Source organism: Bacillus sp. AFS059628, assembly GCF_002571225.1.
Taxonomy (GTDB): domain Bacteria; phylum Bacillota; class Bacilli; order Bacillales; family Bacillaceae_G; genus Bacillus_A.
This window is the reverse complement of record NZ_NVEC01000001.1, coordinates 80288-94842: the sequence shown is the minus strand read 5'-3', so window position 1 is coordinate 94842 and position 14555 is coordinate 80288. Positions and strand designations below refer to the sequence as shown.

The 14555-nt window shown below is 35.3% G+C and carries 19 protein-coding genes, 1 pseudogene and 1 riboswitch; of the genes and pseudogenes, 13 read left to right on the top strand and 7 right to left on the bottom strand.

The window, feature by feature from the left end; genetic code table 11:
- Window positions 1–31 precede the first annotated feature (31 nt).
- Window positions 32–892 carry a GNAT family N-acetyltransferase gene (locus tag COL05_RS00570; RefSeq protein WP_098667217.1) on the top strand — a complete coding sequence of 287 codons (861 nt, stop codon included), beginning with the start codon at window positions 32–34 and terminating at the stop codon, window positions 890–892.
- A 32-nt stretch (window positions 893–924) separates the two neighbouring features.
- On the opposite strand, the gene COL05_RS00565 is transcribed toward COL05_RS00570, so the two are convergent.
- Window positions 925–1485: a cysteine hydrolase family protein gene (locus COL05_RS00565; RefSeq protein ID WP_098667216.1), complete on the bottom strand. Its 561-nt coding sequence runs from the start codon at window positions 1483–1485 to the stop codon at window positions 925–927.
- A gap of 182 nt (window positions 1486–1667) precedes the next feature.
- Between COL05_RS00565 and COL05_RS00560 the strand changes: the two genes are divergently transcribed.
- Entirely contained in the window at window positions 1668–1928 is a 261-nt protein-coding gene (locus tag COL05_RS00560; protein ID WP_098667215.1) for a DUF6123 family protein, read from the top strand.
- A 2-nt stretch (window positions 1929–1930) separates the two neighbouring features.
- Here COL05_RS00560 and COL05_RS00555 read toward each other — a convergent pair whose 3' ends face one another.
- The 3 genes from COL05_RS00555 to COL05_RS00545 form a co-directional block, all read right to left on the bottom strand.
- Entirely contained in the window at window positions 1931–2836 is a 906-nt protein-coding gene (locus tag COL05_RS00555) for a DMT family transporter (RefSeq protein WP_141478110.1), read from the bottom strand.
- A gap of 13 nt (window positions 2837–2849) precedes the next feature.
- Window positions 2850–3236, bottom strand: coding sequence for a reverse transcriptase-like protein (locus COL05_RS00550; RefSeq protein ID WP_000573871.1), 387 nt, complete (start codon window positions 3234–3236; stop codon window positions 2850–2852).
- A 69-nt stretch (window positions 3237–3305) separates the two neighbouring features.
- Entirely contained in the window at window positions 3306–4178 is an 873-nt protein-coding gene (locus COL05_RS00545) for an aldose 1-epimerase family protein (RefSeq protein WP_098667214.1), read from the bottom strand.
- 132 nt (window positions 4179–4310) lie between these two features.
- A riboswitch (PreQ1 riboswitch) is annotated at window positions 4311–4355 on the top strand.
- A gap of 6 nt (window positions 4356–4361) precedes the next feature.
- Between COL05_RS00545 and COL05_RS00540 the strand changes: the two genes are divergently transcribed.
- The 3 genes from COL05_RS00540 to COL05_RS00530 all read left to right on the top strand — a co-directional run bounded on the left by COL05_RS00540 (window position 4362) and on the right by COL05_RS00530 (window position 5847).
- A complete protein-coding gene (locus COL05_RS00540; RefSeq protein ID WP_001026467.1) occupies window positions 4362–4847 on the top strand; it encodes a QueT transporter family protein in 486 nt (161 codons plus the stop codon).
- A 151-nt stretch (window positions 4848–4998) separates the two neighbouring features.
- Entirely contained in the window at window positions 4999–5658 is a 660-nt protein-coding gene (locus tag COL05_RS00535; protein WP_098667213.1) for a ribonuclease H family protein, read from the top strand.
- A gap of 12 nt (window positions 5659–5670) precedes the next feature.
- Window positions 5671–5847, top strand: coding sequence for a zinc-finger domain-containing protein (locus tag COL05_RS00530; protein ID WP_000358801.1), 177 nt, complete (start codon window positions 5671–5673; stop codon window positions 5845–5847).
- A gap of 35 nt (window positions 5848–5882) precedes the next feature.
- On the opposite strand, the gene COL05_RS00525 is transcribed toward COL05_RS00530, so the two are convergent.
- Both COL05_RS00525 and cspB read right to left on the bottom strand, forming a co-directional pair.
- Entirely contained in the window at window positions 5883–6131 is a 249-nt protein-coding gene (locus COL05_RS00525; protein ID WP_098667212.1) for a DUF2564 family protein, read from the bottom strand.
- Between the two features lie 119 nt (window positions 6132–6250).
- A complete protein-coding gene (gene cspB / locus COL05_RS00520; protein WP_001161732.1) occupies window positions 6251–6448 on the bottom strand; it encodes a cold shock-like protein CspB in 198 nt (65 codons plus the stop codon).
- A 263-nt stretch (window positions 6449–6711) separates the two neighbouring features.
- On the opposite strand from cspB, the gene COL05_RS00515 reads away from it, so the two are divergent.
- The 8 genes and pseudogenes from COL05_RS00515 (at window position 6712) to COL05_RS00475 (ending at window position 13276) form a co-directional block, all read left to right on the top strand.
- A complete protein-coding gene (locus tag COL05_RS00515; RefSeq protein ID WP_098667211.1) occupies window positions 6712–7440 on the top strand; it encodes a YqcI/YcgG family protein in 729 nt (242 codons plus the stop codon).
- 134 nt (window positions 7441–7574) lie between these two features.
- The gene (locus COL05_RS00510) at window positions 7575–8207 is read left to right on the top strand and encodes a LysE family transporter (RefSeq protein ID WP_098667219.1); all 633 of its coding nucleotides are present in this window, start codon (window positions 7575–7577) and stop codon (window positions 8205–8207) included.
- Window positions 8208–8226: 19 nt separating this feature from the next.
- A complete protein-coding gene (locus COL05_RS00505; protein ID WP_098667210.1) occupies window positions 8227–8520 on the top strand; it encodes a cytoplasmic protein in 294 nt (97 codons plus the stop codon).
- A gap of 83 nt (window positions 8521–8603) precedes the next feature.
- Window positions 8604–9233 carry a sterol desaturase family protein gene (locus tag COL05_RS00500; RefSeq protein WP_098667209.1) on the top strand — a complete coding sequence of 210 codons (630 nt, stop codon included), beginning with the start codon at window positions 8604–8606 and terminating at the stop codon, window positions 9231–9233.
- 247 nt (window positions 9234–9480) lie between these two features.
- Window positions 9481–9822, top strand: a complete 342-nt coding sequence (locus COL05_RS00495; RefSeq protein WP_098667208.1) for a DUF485 domain-containing protein — start codon at window positions 9481–9483, stop codon at window positions 9820–9822.
- 2 nt (window positions 9823–9824) lie between these two features.
- Complete coding sequence (locus COL05_RS00490; RefSeq protein WP_098667207.1) at window positions 9825–11375, top strand: solute symporter family protein; 1551 nt, start codon at window positions 9825–9827, stop codon at window positions 11373–11375.
- A gap of 190 nt (window positions 11376–11565) precedes the next feature.
- Window positions 11566–12915 carry an aspartate aminotransferase family protein gene (locus COL05_RS00485; protein ID WP_142337295.1) on the top strand — a complete coding sequence of 450 codons (1350 nt, stop codon included), beginning with the start codon at window positions 11566–11568 and terminating at the stop codon, window positions 12913–12915.
- Between the two features lie 83 nt (window positions 12916–12998).
- Window positions 12999–13276: pseudogene (locus COL05_RS00475) on the top strand (DUF3986 family protein).
- 60 nt (window positions 13277–13336) lie between these two features.
- Here COL05_RS00475 and COL05_RS00470 read toward each other — a convergent pair.
- Window positions 13337–14500, bottom strand: coding sequence for a cation:proton antiporter (locus COL05_RS00470; RefSeq protein ID WP_098667205.1), 1164 nt, complete (start codon window positions 14498–14500; stop codon window positions 13337–13339).
- Window positions 14501–14555 lie beyond the last annotated feature (55 nt).

Here is a 14555-nt window from a genome sequence, read left to right as displayed (position 1 = left end):
TGATTTAAATGTCTAGATAAGGGGATGGATTATGCTTGAATTGGAAATTAAGGTGAAACGTCTTAGGAAAGAACAAATAGGCGATATTGTAGCATTATCTTCTTATATTGGGTGGGATTATAATAAAGAAGAAATTGAGACTATTTTTGACTCAGGTATTGTATATGGTGTGTGGAATGAGAGAAAGGAACTCATTGCTAGCGCAGCAATTATATTATATGGGGAGAAATTAGCGTCTATCGGAATGGTCATTGTACATCCAGATTATAAGGGAAGTGGGATTGGAAAGGCGATAACGAATGCATGTATTAAGAGCGTATCAGCTCAAACTCCCATTATGCTTATTGCTACGGACGAGGGAAAGCCTTTATATGAAAAATTGGGATTTAGAGCAGTAAGCTATGTTTCTAAATACATATGTAACTCGTACAATGTGAATAATTATTGTATGAGAAATGAAGATTATATGATGAATTATGAGGAGTGTGATTTAAAAGAAATAATAAAATTAGATGAATATGCGTTTGGAACAAATAGAAAAGGGTTTGTAATGAAAAGAATTATGCAAAGTGAACAGTGTATCGTTGTAAAGGATAAGGAACAAAATGTATTAGGTTACGGTTTAAGTATACAAACACCAGAAAATAAAATAATAGGTCCGGTCGTTGCTGAAGATGATGCGATGGCAATGAGGATTGTACATTATTTAGCAAGAGAGCATCATGGTAAATTAAGAATTGATGTACCAGAGGGGAAAAACGATTTTATGAATCAATTAGAGTCTGTTGGCTTTCAAAAGGTTCATACACCACCAATTATGATGAGAAATAGTGATCGGTTTTTGAAAAGAAATGGGGAACTATACAGTATTGCAGCACAAATTTTCGGATAAAAAAGAATCCTTCTGAATGAAGGATTTTTTTATTAATCACGATATTGGTCGTGAGTTGGTTGAAAGAGGTCTTCCTCAATATTTCTCACCATAGAAAAATGATCCACGTTATAATGTCCATGTAGAATTTTATTATGATGAGCAATAATTTGCTCTGCAGATAATACGTTAGAATCAGTTGTGGAATGACCATTTTTAATTAATGTAACGTCAAATCCTTGTACAGTAGCAGTTCTAACAGCGGTGTCGATACAATGCTCTGTTTTACATCCACCGATAACGATATGACCAATCTTCTCTTCTTTTAAAAGTTCTAGTAAAGAAGTGGCATAGAATGCGTTTGTTGCTGCTTTATTAATAAGGATTGCGGACTGAGGTACTTGAATTTCATTATGTACTTCAAATCCTTCTCCACTACCAGAAGCAACATCGATATCTCTTACGAAAACAATAAGGGCATTTGAATCGATTGCGTTCTGTACGGCTGTATTTAGTGTAGATAGTAGCTCTTTTTTACGAAAAACTGCATTTTCTTTTTCATTTCCATCCATTAATTCTTGTTGCGCATCGATAATTAATAGTGCTTGCTTCATTGTGTCTCTCCTTTAATATGAAATAAGTTCCCCTATACATATTCATTCATATTGCAAGGAAATCCTTTATTGTCTATGCAGTAGACGATAGATTTACAAAGTTGTCAAAGAAATTTCATTCTCATAGCGTGTAAAAACATGTATGATAGGAGATGGAGAATTTTTGAGTAGGTGGGAATATCATGCAAACAGTAGAAGATTATCTTTCATTCTTACATACGAAAGGATTTAAACTATCAGAAGAGGCACAAGGATTTATTATGTTTGGACAAGGATATACGGGTGCATCTGATGGAATTGTGAACGCGGCAATAGAAGCGACAATTAAACATCAATTACAGTTTGATGGGAGTTATTTTGTTGCGTTATTAGAACGATTGAAAGAAGAAGAGATTACAGATAAAAAAAGCGCTAAGGCTTTTATGCGGAAGTTACAATCGTAACTTCACGCGGCCTGCGCTTCTTTTTTTGTTTTGGAAGGTAATTCAACAAAAACCATGCCTAGAAAAATACATAGGCATCCGATAATAGCGGAAACAGAAAGTTGTTCGTTTGCCACGAGAACGCCTGTTAAGGCAGCAAAAACGGGCTCCATTGCGAAAATAATGGCTACTCTCGTTGGAGATGTATGCTTTTGCGCTGATGTTTGAATGAAAAAAGCAATGGATGTTGCGAATAGGGAAGTTAGAAATAGGGCGAATAAAAAGGAAGAATTCGTCCATAGTGCTGCTGAGAATAATTTTTCCCAATCTTCAAACAAAAAAGCGCAAATAGAAGAAAACATACCGACAGCTAATATTTGCGACGTGCTTAATAATAAAGGTGATATTTTCTTAGAGAAGAAGCCGTTAACAAGAATATGAGCAGCGAAAGCAACTGCACAACCGAGAACGAGTATATCTCCCATGTTTAATTGAAAAGAATCACCAGCTGTTAATAAGTATAAACCTGCTGTTGCTACAGCAATGCCCATTACGATAAAAATGGTAGCTTTTTGTTTTAAAAAGATAAAAGACAAAATGGGTACCATAACGATACTAAGTCCTGTTAAGAAACCTGCTTTTGAAGAAGTTGTATAAAGTAAGCCAAATGTTTGTAACACGTATCCAACGCATAAAAAGAACCCAACGATTAATCCAGCGAGACTACTTTGTTTAATATCTTGTTTTGAAGTTTTTTTTGAGAAAATCATTTGAACGAATAATAAAATAATTCCAGCGAATAAAAAACGAATACCATTAAAAGTAAATGGACCAACGAAAGACATAGCATTTTGAACGACGACAAACGTAGCTCCCCAAATAAAAGAGACAAATAATAAAGCAAGAGGAGCGATCCAATCTTTTTTCACACTCATACCCCCGTTAATTTTGTAAGATAGCCTTTCTAGCTAACTCATCAGCAACTTTATTTTGACTACTTGGAATCCACTTAATAAAAAAGAGATCGAAACTTTTTATGTACTGCAGTGCTTCTTCTAATAGTGGTGCAAACATTTTATTTTTTGCGTATTCTTTTTCAACAGCCCGCTCGACAAGTTGCGAATCTGTACGGAAAGAGACAATGTTATAATTATGCTCCATGCAATATTTTAATGCCGCAAGTAAAGCGTGGTATTCTGCTTCATGATTGGACATTGTCCCAAGGGGTAATGATAATTGTACAGCTGGTTGAACCCCTTTAATAAATACGCCTGCACCAGAAGGACCAGGATTTCCTTTTGATGCACCATCAATATATACTTCAATCAAAATGAGAAACCTCCAAATGATAAGATGATCCCCTACTTATATGTTTCATTGAAGTAGGGGATAGAGTAATTAGCCAATTGTAATGCTATAACGACATGTAAATGTTTCATTCGCTTGTAAAGATTGAATTCCTTTTTTTTCTTTGAAATCTTTTGCTGGAGTTACTCCATCAGCAATTCCGTACCAAGGTTCGATACATAAGAAGGGAGCATTCTCGCCTGGTGTCCATACGCCGACAAATGGGAATCCGTCAAATTCTACTTTTACAAATTTATTATGTTTATGAGAACGAATAGAGATTTCATCCGTATTCATATTTTCAAAAATAAGTGCATCATTTTTGAATAAATCGTATGTAAGTGGTAATTCAGTTGCATTTTCAGCGATTACTTGCTTTTTGCTTGAAAGGTAAGGTCCTTCTAATACGCTTGTTTCTAAGCGTTCAGAACCGTTAAATGATAAATGATAATCTGTAAATGATTCGCCCTCTAATAGGGGGAAGTTGAAACCAGGATGTGCTCCGATTGAGAAGAACATCTCTTTTGAAGCAGGGTTATGTACTTCATATGTTACATGAACGATTTGTCCGTCTAGCTCATAAGAAACGAGTAATTCGAATTCGTATGGGTATTTTTTTAATGTTTCTTCATTACTAGTTACAATGTAAGTGATTTTCGTTTCACTTTGTTCTTTTACAGAGAATGTAAGGTCACGAGCAAAGCCGTGTTGTGTTAAAGAATATGGTTTACCATCTACGTAGTATGTATTATCTACTAATCGGCCGACAATTGGGAATAAAATTGGTGCGCGGCGCCCCCAATAAGTAGAATCGCCTTGCCATAAGTATTCAGTGTTATCTTCTTTTAAGCGAACGCTTTGTAATTCTGCACCTTTGTCAGAAATGGAAACGATCACTTTTTCATTTTGAATTGTTGCTGTCATGAAGTGAAACCTCCTAAAACTTTCATATATTTTATTATACGTTGTCTAAAAGAAAAAAGGTAGTTAATGATAGGAATCTATTGACGAAAGAGTGTGTATTGCGTAAAATATAATCTTGTTGCTTAAAAAATGAATAACGTGGTTCGAAACCATCCCACGTAAAAAAACTAAGGAGATTTTGTCATGAATATTAGAACTTTAGTCGGTAATGGTATTTTAGCGGCATTATATATTGCTGTTTCTATGCTTATTCAGCCATTTGGCTTTACGAATGTACAGTTTCGTATTTCAGAGATGTTTAATCATCTTGTTGTATTTAATAAGAAAGCAATTTACGGAATTGTATTAGGTGTATTTTTAACGAATCTCTTTTTCTCACCTATGATCGCGTATGATTTAGTATTTGGAGTAGGACAATCTATTCTTGCGTTAGTTGCAACGATTATTTCTATGCGATTTATTAAAGGTGTTTGGGCTCGTATGATTTTTAATACAGTTATTTTTACAATTACAATGTTTATGATTGCAATTGAACTTCATCTTGCATTTGATTTACCATTTATGTTGACTTGGTTAACATGTGCAATCGGTGAATTTGTTGTCATGGCAATTGGTATGCCTGTAATGTACTGGATTAATAAACGAGTACAATTTGAAAGATTTATGTAATAGATGAAAGAGCTATTCCTATAGGGATAGCTCTTTTTGTATGTAAGCAAATTGAATATAATGCTGTGACTATTGATACAATATAATAAAATAAAGTGAGGCTTTCATTAGCTGGCTACATATAAGAAGTCTTATATAAGGGGAATCTAGTATGAAATATAAAATTCATTGGTTGTATAAAACGAAGCGCGGTTTGCAGACGGAATTAACGACAGATTATATGAACATAGAAGAAGTACTGCAATTTGCAGAGGATTTCGAGAAAACAGGAAGAGTGAAAGAACTATCATTTTATGATGAAATGGATGCGGAATGGTCGCTAAAGGAAATGAAAAAGCTGAGTAAACAAGTGGAGGAAGAGCCCCAAGAAGTACACGTTTATTTTGATGGGGGGTATGATGTTCAGACGAAAGAAGCTGGAGTAGGTATATGTGTATACTATAAAAAAGGGAATAAACAATACCGAATTCGCCGTAATGCATATATAGAAGGTATATATGATAATAATGAAGCGGAATATGCATCATTACTATACGGTATGAATATACTCGAGGAATTAGGGATTAAGTATGAAGCGGTCACGCTTCGCGGCGATTCGCAAGTTGTACTGCAGCAATTGGCTGGAGAATGGCCTTGCTATGATGAGCATTTAAATCATTACTTAGATCAAATTGAACAAAAGGCGAAACAAATGAAATTAAAACTAGTGTGCGAGCCGATATCTAGAAAACAAAATAAAGAAGCACACCAATTAGCTACGCAAGCATTAGAAGGAACAGTTATAGATAGTCATAAAGAAATAACCGAATAGAGAGGTGCAAAGGTGGATAAAAAGCAACTCATTACGGAGGTAAATGACTTATTAGAAACGTATTGTGAAGGGTGTTTTTTGCGAGAACATAACCGAAAGACGAATAGTAAGTATTATGCTCATTCCTTTTGTATAAGACAATGTACAGTTGGAGAAACATTGAAAAAGTATGGAGAGCAGTTGTCATGAAAAAACATCCAGAGAAAATTCTCTGGATGTTTTTTTTAGTGCTTCGCTTCATTTAATTGATGCTCGCACTCGCTTAATTTCTTTTCCTCATTCATCAGAAATGGCTCATCTAAATCTGTTGCAACAGATCTCATAATTTCAAGCTGAGAGCGAGCGGCTTCTACAGCAGTAGTCGCATGCTCTAATGTATCTGGATCCATTGAAATTGTCGCTGATCCTACCATTTTTTGTGCTGTTTCTACACGGAATTTTACTTCTTCAAAATCATTTACTTCTGATCCCATTGCTAATTCCTCCTTTGTATATTGCGCATTTCACATAGTTTTTGCTCTGGAAAACGGAAATATACAAAGGAATAACAAAGGAGGTTACCAAGTAAGGTAACCTCCTGTCATATGTTGGATTAAAGTTTTACTACGTTAGCAGCTTGAGGTCCGCGGTTTCCTTCAGTGATATCGAAAGATACTTCTTGACCTTCCTCTAAAGCTTTGTAACCTTCGCCTTGAATAGCAGAGAAATGTACGAATACATCGTCAGCGCCTTCCATTTCGATAAATCCAAAACCTTTTTCGTTGTTAAACCATTTTACTTTTCCTTGCATGTTACAATTCCTCCTAAAAACATTTACGTTTTTCATTTAGTGAAATTCATTTGAAAAGATAATATAAACTAAAAATGCTATAATCTTGAATATTCTGCTAAATGATTAATTTAAATATACACGAATTGGGAGAATTTAGTCAAGTAAGCGATTTTATTTTTTTGTATTTTTAAATAATTTTTCAGTCAAATTTTTAAATAGGTATAGGACAGGCCGAGTATGTAATAGTCTTAATTGAATGCTATACATAATGAGGTGAAAGAATGAATGAGTCTTATTTATTAGATAATGACGGAATGAGAATGAGAACGGATATACCGAATTGGGTTGCACAAGAATTTGAAAATTTTTCAAACATCGTATTAGAACCAACTTTCCCATGTTATTTTGGTTTAACTGCTTTGAAAAAGAATGAGCTTCGTTATTCCTTTCTCTCTCATAATGATTGGAGCCATTTGCCACATACAATGTTATCTTTTTTAGAGTTAATGAAAGAGCGGCCAATTGTAAGAAGAGGATTTTTTCTTTTTGTGGAACCAGAATGTGAGGAACAATCACTGGAATATTATCGGGATTACTTTTGGAAAGTATTACAATATTTACATGAACAAGATGACCAAACATGGCCGAAGCAAATTCCTGAAGACCCAGACCATTACTTATGGGAATTTTCATTTGGTGGTGAACCGATATTCGCATTTGGAAATGCACCAGCTTATAAACAACGAAAAACTAGGCATTTAGGAAATTCTCTCGTTATTGGGTTTCAACCACGCACCATCTTTGATGGATTAGAAGGTGATCGTCTAAAAGGAGCATATTCAAGACAAACGGTCCGAGAGCGAGTTGAAAAGTGGGATCAGTTGCCGAAACATCCCAACATTAGTCATTATGGTGATCCGGATCATCGTGAATGGAAACAATACTTCATAGGGGACGATGTAGAACCGATAAAGGGAAAATGTCCTTTTCTTCATAAAATAGAAAAGTAAGAGTCATCATCTAGATGGCTCTTTTGCATATTTTGGATAAAAAGGGTATTTTAGTAAGTGGTTTGATGAAAGCTAGTCTATTTTTAATTATTACATCATTACTTAATAGTAAAGGAAGTAGAAAGGATAGAGCGATGTTTGGAGCAATTATACAACAAATTGTATTAGGTATTTCATTAGCTGCGCCAGTAGGTCCGATTAATATTGAAATGTTAAAACGAGGAATTGAACGAGGTTTTTGGCATGCGTGGGTTGTTGGAATTGGTGGAATGACTGCAGATATTTTGTTTATGCTTCTCATTTATTTCGGTTTATCTTCTTTGTTTATGTATACATATGTACAAGCTTTTATGTATTGTACAGGGTTTTTCTTATTATTTTATTTAGGATTTCAAAGTGTAAAACAAGGAATTTCTAAGTCGAATATGGAATATAAAAAAGAAGAGGTAAGTGGCCTGAAACAATCGTTTATGGCAGGTTTTTTAATTGCGATATCCAATCCATTAAATCTTGTTTTTTGGTTTGGTATATACGGAAGTACACTTAGCTCATTGCTCACGAAGGTAACGAAACAAGAAGCCTTTTTGTACAGTCTTTGTATTATCGTTGGTATTATTTTATGGAATGTAAATATCGCATTTTCTGTCCATTTTGGCAGAACTTTATTAAAGCAAAAAGCAATAGGCTATATAACAGCCGGAGCGGGTATTATTTTAGTAGGATATTCTATCCATGTTGCATACAAAGCTTTACAGTTGTTCACATAAGATTGAAGGGGAGATTTTTATGTATCGAACCACTATTGACGGAAAAGAAATTATTATTACGTTAGCACCAAAAATCCGAAAAGAAATTACTGATAGGAATCCACTATATGAAGCGGTACTTCATACTGCAGCGAGATTACTACAAACAAAGCAACCAACTTTTGCGGTAAATCATGAAGTATTTGGACTCATTATTGGAGAGGTACAAAGAGGAGAAGTAACAGTGTTTGCGGTGGAACATATTATTCCAAAGCAAAATATATTTGAATCGAACAATTTTTTCTCGACAATAGAGCAGCAGGCAAATTTGTAAAGCGAATAGAATAAGAATAGAAAATAAAAGAAGTAGTCGTAACGATATGTTGCGGCTGTTTTTTTGGAAAAGGGGGAAGGAACATGAAGAGAGTGGGGAAAGAGTTCTTTTTACAACATGATATCGTTATTATGTATAGTATATTATTTGTTTTCATTATTATTTTAAAAATGCAATTTTTTACATGGATCGGTATGTTAGCCTGTTTGTTTGGGATTGTTTTTTATATGCTTAACGAATATATGACACACCGTTTTTTATTTCACTTAAAACCACCTAAAAACGTATTTTTATTAAAAATGTTAAGAAGATTACATTATGATCATCACGTATATCCAGATGATTTAAAGCTTTTATTTTTGCCTGTATGGTTTAGTATACCGAGCTTTACTATATATTTACTAATATCGTACGCTATAACAAAAAGTGTTACTGTTACACTTTCATTCGGAATCGGAATGATTATCATGCTTCTCGTTTATGAATGGAAACATTATATTGCACATAAGCCAATTCGTCCTGTTACTAAGTTTGGAAGATGGCTAAAAAAACAGCACATACTACACCATTATAAAAATGAAAGGTTTTGGTTTGGTGTTTCCAATCCAGTATTTGATTTCCTATTTGGAACGCTTAAAGATGGAAAAGATGTTGAATTAAGCGAAACAGCTCGTAATTTAGAAAAAGAGAAAAAAACAGAAGTGGTGCGATAAGCACTGCTTTTTTATTTTGTTATAACGAGTATGAAAGCTTCGCTGATACGGGATTGAAGTTCATAAATTGTATGTTGAAAAAGTATATTAAAAATTTAGGGGAAATTGCCGAAAAATGTCTATCGAAAAATCTTTGCAGGAATGTATGGATTGTCTAAAATGAAAATAAGTTTCTGAATATTTATAAAATTTAGTCTTTAGGTATACAAGGGGGAATTGTATTTCTAGTAAGAGAGGGGATTAGAGAATGAAACGAGATGATACGTCAGCGCGTAAGTTACAAAATGAGGTGAATTATACAGAGGTTGTTCAGTCAGAAGAATTTCAATTGTTATTAAATACGAAAAAGAAGTTCATCGTTCCAATGAGTATTTTCTTTTTAAGCTTTTTTATTGCGTTACCTATTTTAACATCGTACTCAAAGGTACTCAATACACCAGCATTTGGTGATGTTACGTGGGCGTGGATATTTGCTTTTGCACAATTTATCATGACGTGGTCATTATGTATGATTTACAGCAAAAAAGCTGAATCCTTTGATAAAATCTCACAAAACATTCTGCAAGATATGCAAAAAGGGAGGGGCTGACTTTGAATACAACCGCTTTTGCACTATTTTTAATCATCGTACTTGGTACACTCGTCATAACTTATTTTGCATCGAAGAAAACGAAAAATGCGAGTGAGTTTTATACAGCTGGAGGGGGATTAACTGGTTGGCAAAATGGTCTGGCCATTGCGGGAGATTACATGTCTGCTGCATCCTTTCTTGGTATAGCCGGAGCGATCGCGTTAACTGGTTTTGATGGATTCTTTTATAGTATCGGTTTCTTAGTTGCTTACTTAGTTGTATTATACTTAGTTGCAGAGCCACTTAGAAATTTAGGAAAGTACACGCTAGCAGATATGATTGCGGCGCGTTTTGATGCGAAAAAAGTTCGCGGAGTTGCAGCGCTTAATACAATGACGATTTCGATTTTTTATATGATTGCGCAATTAGTTGGTGCGGGTGCACTTATTAAATTATTATTAGGGATTGAATATACGACATCCGTTTTAATCGTTGGTACATTAATGACAGTGTACGTTATTTTTGGCGGAATGACTGCGACGAGCTGGGTACAAATTGTTAAGGCTGTATTACTTATGGCGGGTACATTTATTATTTCTGTAATCGTTTTCGCCAAATTTAATTTCAGTGTGACGGAAATGTTCGCGCAAATGAAAACAGCTACTCCGTTAAAAGAGTCGTTTTTAAATCCCGGTGTAAAGTATAAAGATGGTCTTGATACACTATCTTTAAATTTAGGACTAGTCCTTGGTACTGCAGGATTACCACATATTCTTGTTCGCTTTTTTACAGTACGTGATGCGAAAACAGCACGTCAATCTGTTGTATATGCTACGTGGCTAATTGGCGCATTTTATATTATGACAATTTTCTTAGGATTTGGAGCAGCGGCATTTGTAGGGAATGAAGCAATTATTAAAGCGAATCTTGCTGGTAATATGGCAGCACCTTTATTAGCGAAAGCGTTAGGTGGAGATTTCTTATTTGCTTTCGTATCAGCCATTGCTTTTGCAACGATTTTGGCTGTAGTGGCAGGCCTTGTATTAACAGCAGCATCAGCATTTGCACATGATTTTTATAATGAAATTATTCGCAAGGGGAAATCAACGGAAAAAGAGCAAGTGTCAATGGCTCGCTATGCGTCTATTGGAGTAGCGGTATTATCCATTATACTTGCGTTATTTGCTCAAACATTGAACGTAGCGTTTTTAGTTTCATTAGCATTTGCAGTAGCGGCGAGTGCAAACTTGCCAGTTATATTATTCACAATCTATTGGAAGCGCTTCAATACGACAGGTGCTATCTCCGGTATGATTGTTGGTCTTGTATCAGCCATTGTTCTCGTAGCGTTAAGTCCAAATGTTTGGAACCCTGTAGCTGGCAAAGCTATATTTGTTGGGGAAGCGATATTCCCGTATACGACACCTGGAATTATTTCAATTCCGCTCGGATTCCTTGCAGCATATTTAGGAACCGTGTTATCTAGTAAGAAAGAAGATGCGGCGAAGTTTGATGAAATTCTTGTGAAATCTAATACTGGTCATGGTATTAGTGATGCGTCTTCGCATTAAGAAAGAGGAGCTTTTCGATATATAAGAAAAGCTCCTTTTTCTTTTGTCATTTTCTTGTAAATAATACTGCTTTGTAAGTAGGATTTGTCTTAATTTTGTGGAATGAAAATAAGCAGGGAGAAATTTAAATCATCATGGCACCAGCACAGCTTTTGTGAAAAATAAGTTGTTATGGAAGGTGGAAGAAATGATGAAAACGAAACAGACTGATGAACTATTAGCAAAAGATGAGCAATATGTTTGGCACGGAATGCGTCCCTTTAGTCCAAATAGTACAATGGTAGGGGCAAAAGCAGAAGGGTGCTGGGTTGAGGATATACAAGGAAAAAGATATTTAGATGGTATGAGTGGTCTTTGGTGTGTGAATAGTGGATATGGCAGAAAAGAGCTTGCAGAGGCGGCATATGAGCAATTGCAAACATTATCATACTTTCCAATGTCACAATCGCATGAACCGGCTATAAAACTTGCAGAAAAATTAAATGAGTGGCTTGGAGGAGAGTATGTTATTTTCTTCTCTAATAGTGGTTCGGAAGCGAACGAAACAGCTTTTAAAATAGCAAGACAATACTATGCGCAAAAAGGTGAACCGCATCGTTATAAATTTATGTCACGTTACCGCGGGTATCATGGAAATACAATGGCAACGATGGCAGCGACGGGACAAGCACAGCGTAGATATCAATATGAGCCATTTGCTTCAGGCTTTTTACATGTAACACCGCCAGATTGTTATCGTATGCCTGGAATAGAAAGACAGAACATTTATGATGTGGAATGTGTAAAAGAAGTAGATCGCGTTATGACATGGGAATTAAGTGAAACGATTGCAGCTTTTATTATGGAACCAATTATTACGGGCGGAGGCATTTTAATGCCGCCACAGGACTATATGAAAGCTGTTCATGAAATGTGTCAAAAACACGGTGCATTGCTCATTAGCGATGAAGTTATTTGTGGTTTCGGACGTACAGGAAAAGCATTTGGATTTATGAATTATGATGTGAAGCCAGATATTATTACGATGGCAAAAGGGATTACGAGCGCGTATTTACCATTATCAGCAACAGCTGTGAAAAAAGAAATATATGAAGCATTTAAAGGAAAGGGAGATTATGAATTCTTCCGTCATATTAATACATTTGGTGGAAATCCAGCGGCTTGTGCATTAGCGCTTAAAAACTTAGAAATTATGGAAAATGAAAATTTAATTGAGCGATCTGCACAAATGGGTTCGCTTTTATTAGAGCAATTAAAAGAAGAAATTGGAGAGCATCCACTTGTAGGGGATATTAGAGGAAAAGGTCTACTAGTTGGAATTGAACTAGTAAATGATAAAAAGACGAAAGAGCCAATTGATAACGACAAAATTGCAAGCGTTGTAAATGCTTGTAAAGAAAAAGGGTTAATTATAGGACGGAACGGTATGACAACAGCAGGTTATAATAACGTCTTAACATTAGCACCACCACTTGTTATTTCAAGTGAAGAAATTGCCTTTGTTGTTGGAACGTTGAAGACAGCGATGGAACGTATTTAATGAATGAAGCGAGCTGTAATATACAGCTCGCTTTTGTTTATTATGTGAAAGGTGATACATTTTCAAAGGGAGGGGAATTTATTATGAAGAAATATGATTCTAATCAACATTATCACATCGGATATTATGAAGATGGATATGATTTAGAAGTGACGGCGTACAAAAGAATAAAGGAACCAGTTTGGGATGCGTATATTCCGCAAGATGAGGCAGGCGATTTTTACAAAAAGGTGGAGAAATGAAGCTAGGTGAATATATAGATGATTACGGCATTAAGGTGTATTCATTTAGTATTGATATGGATGATGAAGAAGCACGAATTATTTTTGAAAAATGGTTAAAAACGAATAAAATTGTTTAGAAATAAAGCGAAAAAGAAGATTACTATCTTATAAGATAGTAATCTTCTTTTTTATGAAACTTATTTACTTGCTTTCATTGCTTTATCTTTTGCACCAAAAGTGTATTTTAACATTGGTGGTGTAATCATTGTAGTTAAAATAACGACAATAACGATAGCTGTAAAGTAATCTTGTGCTAGTAGACCTGAAGAAAGTCCTGTTCCAGCAATGATAAGTGCAACTTCACCACGAGAAACCATTCCAGCACCGATAATTGCAGAAGACTTCGCATCAAATCCAGTCATTCGTGCACCCAATCCACAACCGATTAGTTTCGTTAATACAGCGATAACAGTTAATGCTAAGATGAACCAAATTTGATTGCCAATACCGTCAAATGTAATATTCATACCGATACTTACGAAGAATACTGGAACGAACATAGCGTAAGCGATTGGTTCTACTTTCTTTTCTACTTCATGTTTGTAATTCGTTTGAGAAATCGCAATACCAGCTGCGAAAGCACCGATAATACCAGCAATTCCTAATAATTCGCCGAAATATGCGAATGAGAAACAGATGATAAGAGCCGCGCTCACGATAGACTCAGATACGCGTAGTGGTGATAACCAGCGCATAATCGCAGGAACACCTTTCCATCCGATTAAAATAATAGAAGCGAAGAATACAACTTTCTTCAAGATAATCATTGTTAAGTTAACATCGTCCGTACCTAAGAAGCTCATTGCAAATGCTAATAAAATAACGACAAGAATGTCATCAAATACAGCTGCGCCCAGCATAGTTGTACTTTCACGTGTTTTCATCTTTCCTAAATCGCGAAGTGTTTGTACGGAAATACTAACACTTGTCGCACATAGAAGTAATCCTAAAAATACAGCATTTCCTTGTTCCATTCCCATAACAAGACCAGAAACGTAACCACCTACGAATGGAAGAATAATACCTCCAAGTGCAACAGCTAAAGAAGAATTACGGTTTGCGTTTAATTCCTCTAAGTCTGTTTCAAGACCGGCCATAAACATTAAAAGAATAACCCCAACATTACTTAATTGTGTTAGAAGTTCTGAATTCTCAATCCAACCTAATACAGCTGGACCGATAACGATACCGACAATTAATTTACCGAGTACAGAAGGTTGGCCTAATCTAACACTAAGATCACCAGCAAGCTTTGTACTTAATAAAATAAGTGCAATTTGAAAGAAAAATTCGAATTCCATCGGATCCTCTCCTCATCATTTTTATTTTTATCATACGATTTCTCGGAATTTGCCT

Coding starts and splice junctions, on each gene's coding strand:
- COL05_RS00570 (WP_098667217.1), top strand. CDS start 32: ATGCTTGAATTGGAAATTAAGGTGAAACGTCTTAGGAAAGAACAAATA.
- COL05_RS00565 (WP_098667216.1), bottom strand. CDS start 1,485: ATGAAGCAAGCACTATTAATTATCGATGCGCAACAAGAATTAATGGAT.
- COL05_RS00560 (WP_098667215.1), top strand. CDS start 1,668: ATGCAAACAGTAGAAGATTATCTTTCATTCTTACATACGAAAGGATTT.
- COL05_RS00545 (WP_098667214.1), bottom strand. CDS start 4,178: ATGACAGCAACAATTCAAAATGAAAAAGTGATCGTTTCCATTTCTGAC.
- COL05_RS00540 (WP_001026467.1), top strand. CDS start 4,362: ATGAATATTAGAACTTTAGTCGGTAATGGTATTTTAGCGGCATTATAT.
- COL05_RS00535 (WP_098667213.1), top strand. CDS start 4,999: ATGAAATATAAAATTCATTGGTTGTATAAAACGAAGCGCGGTTTGCAG.
- COL05_RS00525 (WP_098667212.1), bottom strand. CDS start 6,131: ATGGGATCAGAAGTAAATGATTTTGAAGAAGTAAAATTCCGTGTAGAA.
- cspB (WP_001161732.1), bottom strand. CDS start 6,448: ATGCAAGGAAAAGTAAAATGGTTTAACAACGAAAAAGGTTTTGGATTT.
- COL05_RS00515 (WP_098667211.1), top strand. CDS start 6,712: ATGAATGAGTCTTATTTATTAGATAATGACGGAATGAGAATGAGAACG.
- COL05_RS00510 (WP_098667219.1), top strand. CDS start 7,575: ATGTTTGGAGCAATTATACAACAAATTGTATTAGGTATTTCATTAGCT.
- COL05_RS00505 (WP_098667210.1), top strand. CDS start 8,227: ATGTATCGAACCACTATTGACGGAAAAGAAATTATTATTACGTTAGCA.
- COL05_RS00500 (WP_098667209.1), top strand. CDS start 8,604: ATGAAGAGAGTGGGGAAAGAGTTCTTTTTACAACATGATATCGTTATT.
- COL05_RS00495 (WP_098667208.1), top strand. CDS start 9,481: ATGAAACGAGATGATACGTCAGCGCGTAAGTTACAAAATGAGGTGAAT.
- COL05_RS00485 (WP_142337295.1), top strand. CDS start 11,566: ATGAAAACGAAACAGACTGATGAACTATTAGCAAAAGATGAGCAATAT.
- COL05_RS00470 (WP_098667205.1), bottom strand. CDS start 14,500: ATGGAATTCGAATTTTTCTTTCAAATTGCACTTATTTTATTAAGTACA.